Source organism: Mesorhizobium sp. (assembly GCF_024509055.1).
GTDB lineage: Bacteria > Pseudomonadota > Alphaproteobacteria > Rhizobiales > Rhizobiaceae > Mesorhizobium.
This window is the reverse complement of sequence record NZ_JANINM010000051.1, coordinates 1-6407: the sequence shown is the minus strand read 5'-3', so window position 1 is coordinate 6407 and position 6407 is coordinate 1. Positions and strand designations below refer to the sequence as shown.

The following is a 6407-nucleotide window of genomic DNA, read 5'->3' as shown; positions in this document are numbered from 1 at the left end:
ATTGGTGAGTGCTAACCAAGTCCGGTTTCGCCGGACGGAGGAACAGTTCTCACCGTTCTCATTCGAGGAAGAAAACATGGCAAAGTCCAAGTTCCGCCCGCTTCATGACCGCGTGGTCGTTCGCCGGGTTGAATCCGAATCCAAGACCGCCGGCGGGATCATCATCCCGGACACGGCGAAGGAGAAGCCGCAGGAAGGCGAAATCATCGCCGTCGGCTCCGGCGCTCGCGACGAAAACGGCAAGCTCGTCCCGCTGGACGTCAAGGCCGGCGACCGCGTCCTGTTTGGCAAGTGGTCGGGCACTGAAGTCAAGCTCAATGGCGAAGACCTTCTGATCATGAAGGAATCCGACATCATGGGCATCATCGGCTGATTATCGGCCTCTCCATCAACTGAATTTTCGGGCTCTTCCCGAGTCCCTGTCAGGAGCTAACAATGGCTGCAAAAGACGTAAAATTCTCCCGCGACGCCCGTGAGCGCATGCTGCGCGGTGTCAACATCCTCGCCGACGCGGTGAAGGTGACCCTCGGCCCGAAGGGCCGTAACGTCGTCATCGACAAGTCGTTCGGCGCCCCGCGCATCACCAAGGACGGCGTCACCGTCGCCAAGGAAATCGAGCTTGAGGACAAGGCGACGGCACGACCACCGCGACCGTCCTGGCCCAGGCGATCGTCCAGGAAGGCAACAAGGCCGTTGCCGCCGGCATGAACCCGATGGACCTGAAGCGCGGCATCGACCTCGCGGTCGGTGAAGTCGTCTCCGCTCTCGGCAAGGCTGCCAAGAAGATCAAGACTTCCGAGGAAGTCGCCCAGGTCGGCACGATCTCGGCCAATGGCGACGAGTCGGTCGGCAAGATGATCGCGGAAGCGATGCAGAAGGTCGGCAACGAAGGCGTCATCACCGTCGAGGAAGCCAAGACCGCCGAGACCGAGCTGGAAGTCGTCGAAGGCATGCAGTTCGACCGCGGCTACCTGTCGCCCTACTTCGTCACCAACGCCGACAAGATGGTCGCCGATCTGGAAGACGCCTACATCCTGCTGCACGAGAAGAAGCTCTCCAACCTGCAGGCCATGCTGCCGGTCCTGGAAGCTGTCGTTCAGACCTCGAAGCCGCTGCTCATCATCTCGGAAGACGTCGAAGGCGAGGCCCTGGCCACGCTGGTCGTCAACAAGCTGCGTGGTGGCCTGAAGATCGCCGCCGTCAAGGCTCCGGGCTTCGGTGACCGCCGCAAGGCCATGCTGGAAGACATCGCCATCCTCACCGGTGGCCAGGTCATCTCGGAAGACCTCGGCATCAAGCTCGAGAATGTCGGCCTCAACATGCTCGGCCGCGCCAAGAAGGTGTCGATCTCCAAGGAGAACACCACCATCGTCGACGGCGCCGGCAAGAAGGCCGAGATCCAGGGCCGCGTCGCCCAGATCAAGCAGCAGATCGAGGAGACCACCTCGGACTACGACAAGGAGAAGCTGCAGGAACGTCTGGCGAAGCTCGCCGGCGGCGTTGCCGTGATCCGCGTCGGCGGTGCGACCGAAGTGGAAGTGAAGGAAAAGAAGGACCGCGTTGACGACGCGCTCAACGCGACCCGCGCGGCCGTGGAAGAAGGCATCGTCGCCGGCGGTGGCGTGGCCCTGCTGCGCGCTTCGGCCAACGTCAAGGCCACCGGCGCCAACTCCGACCAGGCTGCCGGCATCAACATCGTGCGTCGCGCGCTGCAGGCTCCGGCCCGCCAGATCGCGGCCAACGCCGGTGCGGAAGCCTCGATCGTTGCTGGCAAGATCCTCGAGAACAAGGGCGCGACCTTCGGCTACAACGCCCAGACCGGCGAGTATGGCGACATGATCGCCATGGGCATCGTCGACCCGGTCAAGGTCGTTCGCACCGCTCTCCAGGACGCGGCCTCGGTCGCCGGCCTGCTCGTCACCACCGAAGCCATGATCGCCGAGGCTCCGAAGAAGGAGTCGGCCGGCGGCATGCCGGGCGGCATGCCTGGCGGCGGCATGGGTGGCATGGGCGGCATGGACTTCTAAGAAGTCCATAAAGCACGCCCATCAACTAACAATGCTCAAGCCCGCAAGCGGGCTTGAGTGGCGGCATGGACTTCTAATCCACGCTACCAAGTTGATACGGAAAGGGCGCCGAAAGGCGCCCTTTTTCGTTGGAAGATTGGCGTATCTCTCGCAACGTCGTCATCCACGGGCGAAGCAAGGAGCGCAGCGACGCGCGCAGACCCGAGGGATCCATGCCGTGACGTCGAGGCGCCGCCACGGTGCAGAATTCTGCACCGTTGCATTATCGGACCAAGGTCACGGCATGGATTCCAGGGTCTGCGCGCGTCGCTTCGCTCCTTGCTCCGCCCTGGAATGACGACATGAAGATTGTTCCGGCCAATCGCCGCCGCCGGAGCACAATCTCTCCCGTGCTAGCGGCGAAGCGAATGCAGCCCGAAGCGGAATTGCATCGCCGCGAAGACGAGCTGCCGCAGCATCTTCAAGGCAAGCAGGACCTTTCCGTCAGCTCTCATCGCCCGATCCTTCGAGCATCGCTTTCACGCCCGCCAGCCCGGCATCGGCGAATGAAGCGATAGCCTCTTCGGCCAGTGGCCGCGCCGCGATCAGCCGTTCCGCGAGATCGTCCGAAACACCCCGCTCCGCCAGCGCCTGCCGCGCCTGTCCTGCCGGCAGCGCGTTGAACCAGCGGTAACCCGCCGCGCGCCGCGCCGCCTGATCGACCTTGCCCCAAAGCCTGACGCGCGAGATGCCGCCGTCGGGGTAGGCGTCGAGCCGGACGTAGGAAACCAGCGCACCAAGGTCCGGCAGTCGGAAAAGGTGGCGCGTGTCCGGCTGCAACGGCCGGCGCGACAGCAGCGGTGTCCAGCCGTCGCCGCCGGCAAGCACTTCGCTCGCGCCCGAAAGCGCCACCTCGGCGGAAGCGTTGTATTTGAAATGCGCGGTGTCGATCTCGACCAGCCGCACGTAGCCCGGCAGCGCGAGCCGAATGATAGCATGGTCGTTGCCGTCGTCGCGGCGGCGACGCGTTTCCCAGCCCTCGCCCATATGCCGCGCCTTGTCCGGGCGATTGAGCATCGCGGCCGAGGTGTAGAAGCCATCGCTGCTGGTGATCACCTGGCCGCCATGGTCCTGGCCGGCGAGGTCGATGGTAAGGCCGTCGAACAACCGGGGGTCCGGCACGACATGGCCGAACACACGCAACCTCGCGATGCCGCCGTCCGGGAAGGCCGACAGGCGCACGTGGGTGAAGCGGCGGCGGTCGGAAACCTCGAAGCGGTTGTGCGCGTCGCCCTTGAGTGGCGAGCGTGGCACGATCTCCACCCATTCGGTCTCAGCCGACATCAGCGCCTTCGGGTTCGGATAACCCTCGACGCCACACGCCTCGATGCGGCAGGTGGTCGGGAAATTGCCGGTGAAACAGGAGGTGTCGACATCGATGCCGGTGATGATGCCGGCCGCTCCCAGCCGGACCAGCGCCCAGTCGTGGCCGGGCTCGCGCCGGCGCTTGGTCTCCCATCCGTCGACGATCTCACCGCGCGGTCCGTAATTACCGGGCACGAAAGCCGACGGCGTCGGTGTCAGCAGGCTTTCCTTCTCGCCGAAGGACTCGTCGCTCGCGGCCAGCACGCTGCCGCCCAGCCAGCGCGAGGCGAGATCGACCTCGGCGGCGAAATCCTCCTTGAGCTCGGGCATGGCATAGGCGTCCTGCCTCGGGGCCTTCTCGAACATGTTCATCGCCTGCCTCCCGCGCGCAGCGCCAGTTCGGGCCGGGGCCTCAGGCCCAGCGCTTCCGACAGTGGCCAACCCTCGATGCGCTTCTCATCCGGACGGGCGTAGGTCGAAACCTTGCTGGTCTTCAGCCCAAGGCCGACGACGGCTTCGGCGAGCCGCACCGCGGCGGCGACGCCATCGATGACCGGCACGCCGAGCTCGCTGGTGATCGCTTCCTCCAGCCCGGCCATGCCGGCGCAACCGAGGCAGATCACCTCGGCATGGTCCTGCTCGACCGCCTTGCGCGCTTCCTCGACAATGGAGCGCATGGCGGCCGCCGGGTCCTGGTCGACCTCGAGCGTGCTCATGCCGTTGGCGCGTACCGAGGCGCAACGATCGGCGAGGCCTGACAGCCGCAGCCTGTCCTCGATCGGCGGCACCGAGCGCTGCAGCGTGGTGACGACCGAATAGCTGCGGCCGATCATCATCGCCATATGGGCGGAGGCCTCGCAGATCTCGATCACCGGCTGCTCGATCAGCTCCTGCAACCCGTCGCGGCCGTGCTCGCCGAAGCCCGCCATCACCACCGCGTCGAAAGGCTCGTCATAGGCGAGCACGCGGTCCATCACGGCGACGGCCGAAATGTAGCTCTCGAAATTGCAGTCCACCGCCTCCGGCCCGAAGAACGGCGTCAGCGTGACGATGTCGGTGCCGGCGGATGCGGCGGCCTTGGCAGCCGCGTCGATGACGTCGGACATCGACTGGCTGGTGTTGACGTTGACGACCAGGATCTTCATTTCAGGCGCTCCTTCTCAATTCCTTTTTCTCGGCCGGCGTCTGCCTGGCGATCAGCTCACCGCTCGGGCGGCCGAAGAGGTCGATGCGCTTACCGCGCAGGTACGTCTCCCGCACCATGCCGCTCAGCGTTCTGCCGGCATAAGGCGTGACCGGATGGCGATGGTGGAGGTTTGCCGCGTCGACGACGAATTCCGCATCGGGCGAAAACACAGCGAAATCGGCATCGCAGCCGGTCGCGATGCGGCCCTTATGCGCAAGGCCGGCAAGTGCGGCCGGCCGCTCGGCCATCCAGCGCACGACATCGGCCAGCGAATGCCCCCGCTTCCTCGCCTCGCTCCAAGTCAACGGCAGGCCGAGCTGCAGCGAGGAGATGCCGCCCCAGGCAGCGCCGAAATCGCCGGAGACCGGTTCTTTCATCGCAGGCGTGCAGGGCGAATGGTCGGAGACGACCAAGCTGACGATGCCCTCGCCGACACCGGCCCAGAGCTTTTCGCGGTTCGCGGCCTCGCGCACCGGCGGTCCGACCTTGGCGACGGTCTCGCCGTTGCCGATCTCCTCGGCTGAGAGGGCCAGATAATGCGGGCAGGTCTCGACGCTGAGGCGCACGCCGTCGGCAATCGCCGAGGCGATCATCGGCAGCGCGTCGGCGCTGGAAAGATGCAGGATATGGGCGCTGGCGCCGCTGGCGCGGGCCGCCTCGATCACCTCGGCGATCGCCAGGTTCTCGATGCCTTTCGGGCGCGACGCGAGATAGTCGGCGTAGCGACGGGTGTGGACTTCCGCCATCGCGGCCATGGCGCTCGCGCTCTCGGCATGGACGATGAAGAGCGAGCCGAGGCTGGCCACCACGTCCATCACCTTGCGCATATGCTGCGGCGTGATGCCGGGGAAATCGTCGGTGCCGGTATCGCAGAGGAAAGACTTGAAGCCGAGCACGCCGGCCGCGTGCAGCCTGGGCAGGTCGGCAAGGTTCGACGGGATGGCGCCGCCCCAGAAGCCGACATCGACATGGCACTGGCCGTCCGCCGCGTCGCGCTTGGCGGCGAGCGCATCGAGCGTCACCGTGGTCGGCACGCTGTCCAGCGGCATGTCGACCAGCGTGGTGATGCCGCCGGCCGCCGCGGCGCGGGTCGCGGTCAGGAACCCTTCCCACTCGGTGTTGCCGGGCTCGCAGATATGGACGTGGCTGTCGACGAGGCCGGGCAGAAGCACGGTATCGGCGCCGAGCGTGACGGTCTCGCGGGCGCTGGCGGGAGCGTCGAGCGCGGCGATGCGCACGATCCTGCCGTTTGCAATGCCTATGGACACGGCGCGCTCGCCTTCGGGCAGGATGGCGCGTGGCGCGCGGATGATCAGGTCGAGGGATGTCATGGCGATTCCTCCGCGCTGCTTGCGCGACGAACGTTGAAAAGAAGCCTGGGATCATCGTCCGGAGGCGGTTGCCGCCTCCGGACCGGCCTGCCCGTCAGATGCGGGCGAAGCCGAGCAGTGCCTTCACGTCGGCCCGCTTGTGGACCAGCGTCACGCCGATCAGGTAGACGACCGCGCCGGTCAGCCAGGACTGCAGCGCCGGGAAGCCGATATAGGCGCTGTTGATCGCCGGGATCAGGCCGGCCGTGTAGACGCCGACAGCCGTACCGGCGGCCAGTGCGATGACGCCCGGCCAGTTGGCGATGCCGAGCTCGCTCCAGTTGGCGACGCGGTACATCGGCCGCTTGATGCCGAACAGCCAGGGCAGCAGGAACAGGTCGATCGCCATGATGGTGCTTGCCACCGGCACCGTGGTCGATCCGATGCTGGTCACCAGGTTGAACGTGTCCTGCAAGTTCGGCAGATAGAAGGTGAGCACGGCGGCGATCAGGCCGAGGCCGACCACCGTGTACTGGCGCT

The 6407-nt window shown here is 66.0% G+C and carries 5 protein-coding genes and 1 pseudogene; 2 read left to right on the top strand and 4 right to left on the bottom strand.

What is annotated here, in order from left to right; translation table 11 throughout:
- Positions 1–76 precede the first annotated feature (76 nt).
- Positions 77–373, top strand: coding sequence for a co-chaperone GroES (gene groES, locus Q0L57_RS03525; RefSeq protein WP_059186482.1), 297 nt, complete (start codon positions 77–79; stop codon positions 371–373).
- 62 nt (positions 374–435) lie between these two features.
- Positions 436–2027: pseudogene (gene groL / locus Q0L57_RS03520) on the top strand (chaperonin GroEL).
- Positions 2028–2510: 483 nt separating this feature from the next.
- On the opposite strand, the gene alc reads toward groL, so the two are convergent.
- The 4 genes from alc to Q0L57_RS03500 all read right to left on the bottom strand — a co-directional run.
- Positions 2511–3743, bottom strand: coding sequence for an allantoicase (gene alc / locus Q0L57_RS03515; RefSeq protein WP_296737965.1), 1233 nt, complete (start codon positions 3741–3743; stop codon positions 2511–2513).
- Positions 3740–4516: an aspartate/glutamate racemase family protein gene (locus Q0L57_RS03510; protein WP_296737961.1), complete on the bottom strand. Its 777-nt coding sequence runs from the start codon at positions 4514–4516 to the stop codon at positions 3740–3742. The genes alc and Q0L57_RS03510 overlap by 4 nt, the downstream gene beginning before the upstream one ends.
- A gap of 1 nt (position 4517) precedes the next feature.
- On the bottom strand, positions 4518–5888 hold the full coding sequence (allB, locus tag Q0L57_RS03505) for an allantoinase AllB (RefSeq protein WP_296737958.1): 1371 nt from the start codon (positions 5886–5888) through the stop codon (positions 4518–4520).
- 94 nt (positions 5889–5982) lie between these two features.
- A partial coding sequence (locus Q0L57_RS03500; protein ID WP_296737955.1) for a hypothetical protein occupies positions 5983–6407 on the bottom strand: 425 nt, incomplete at its 5' end.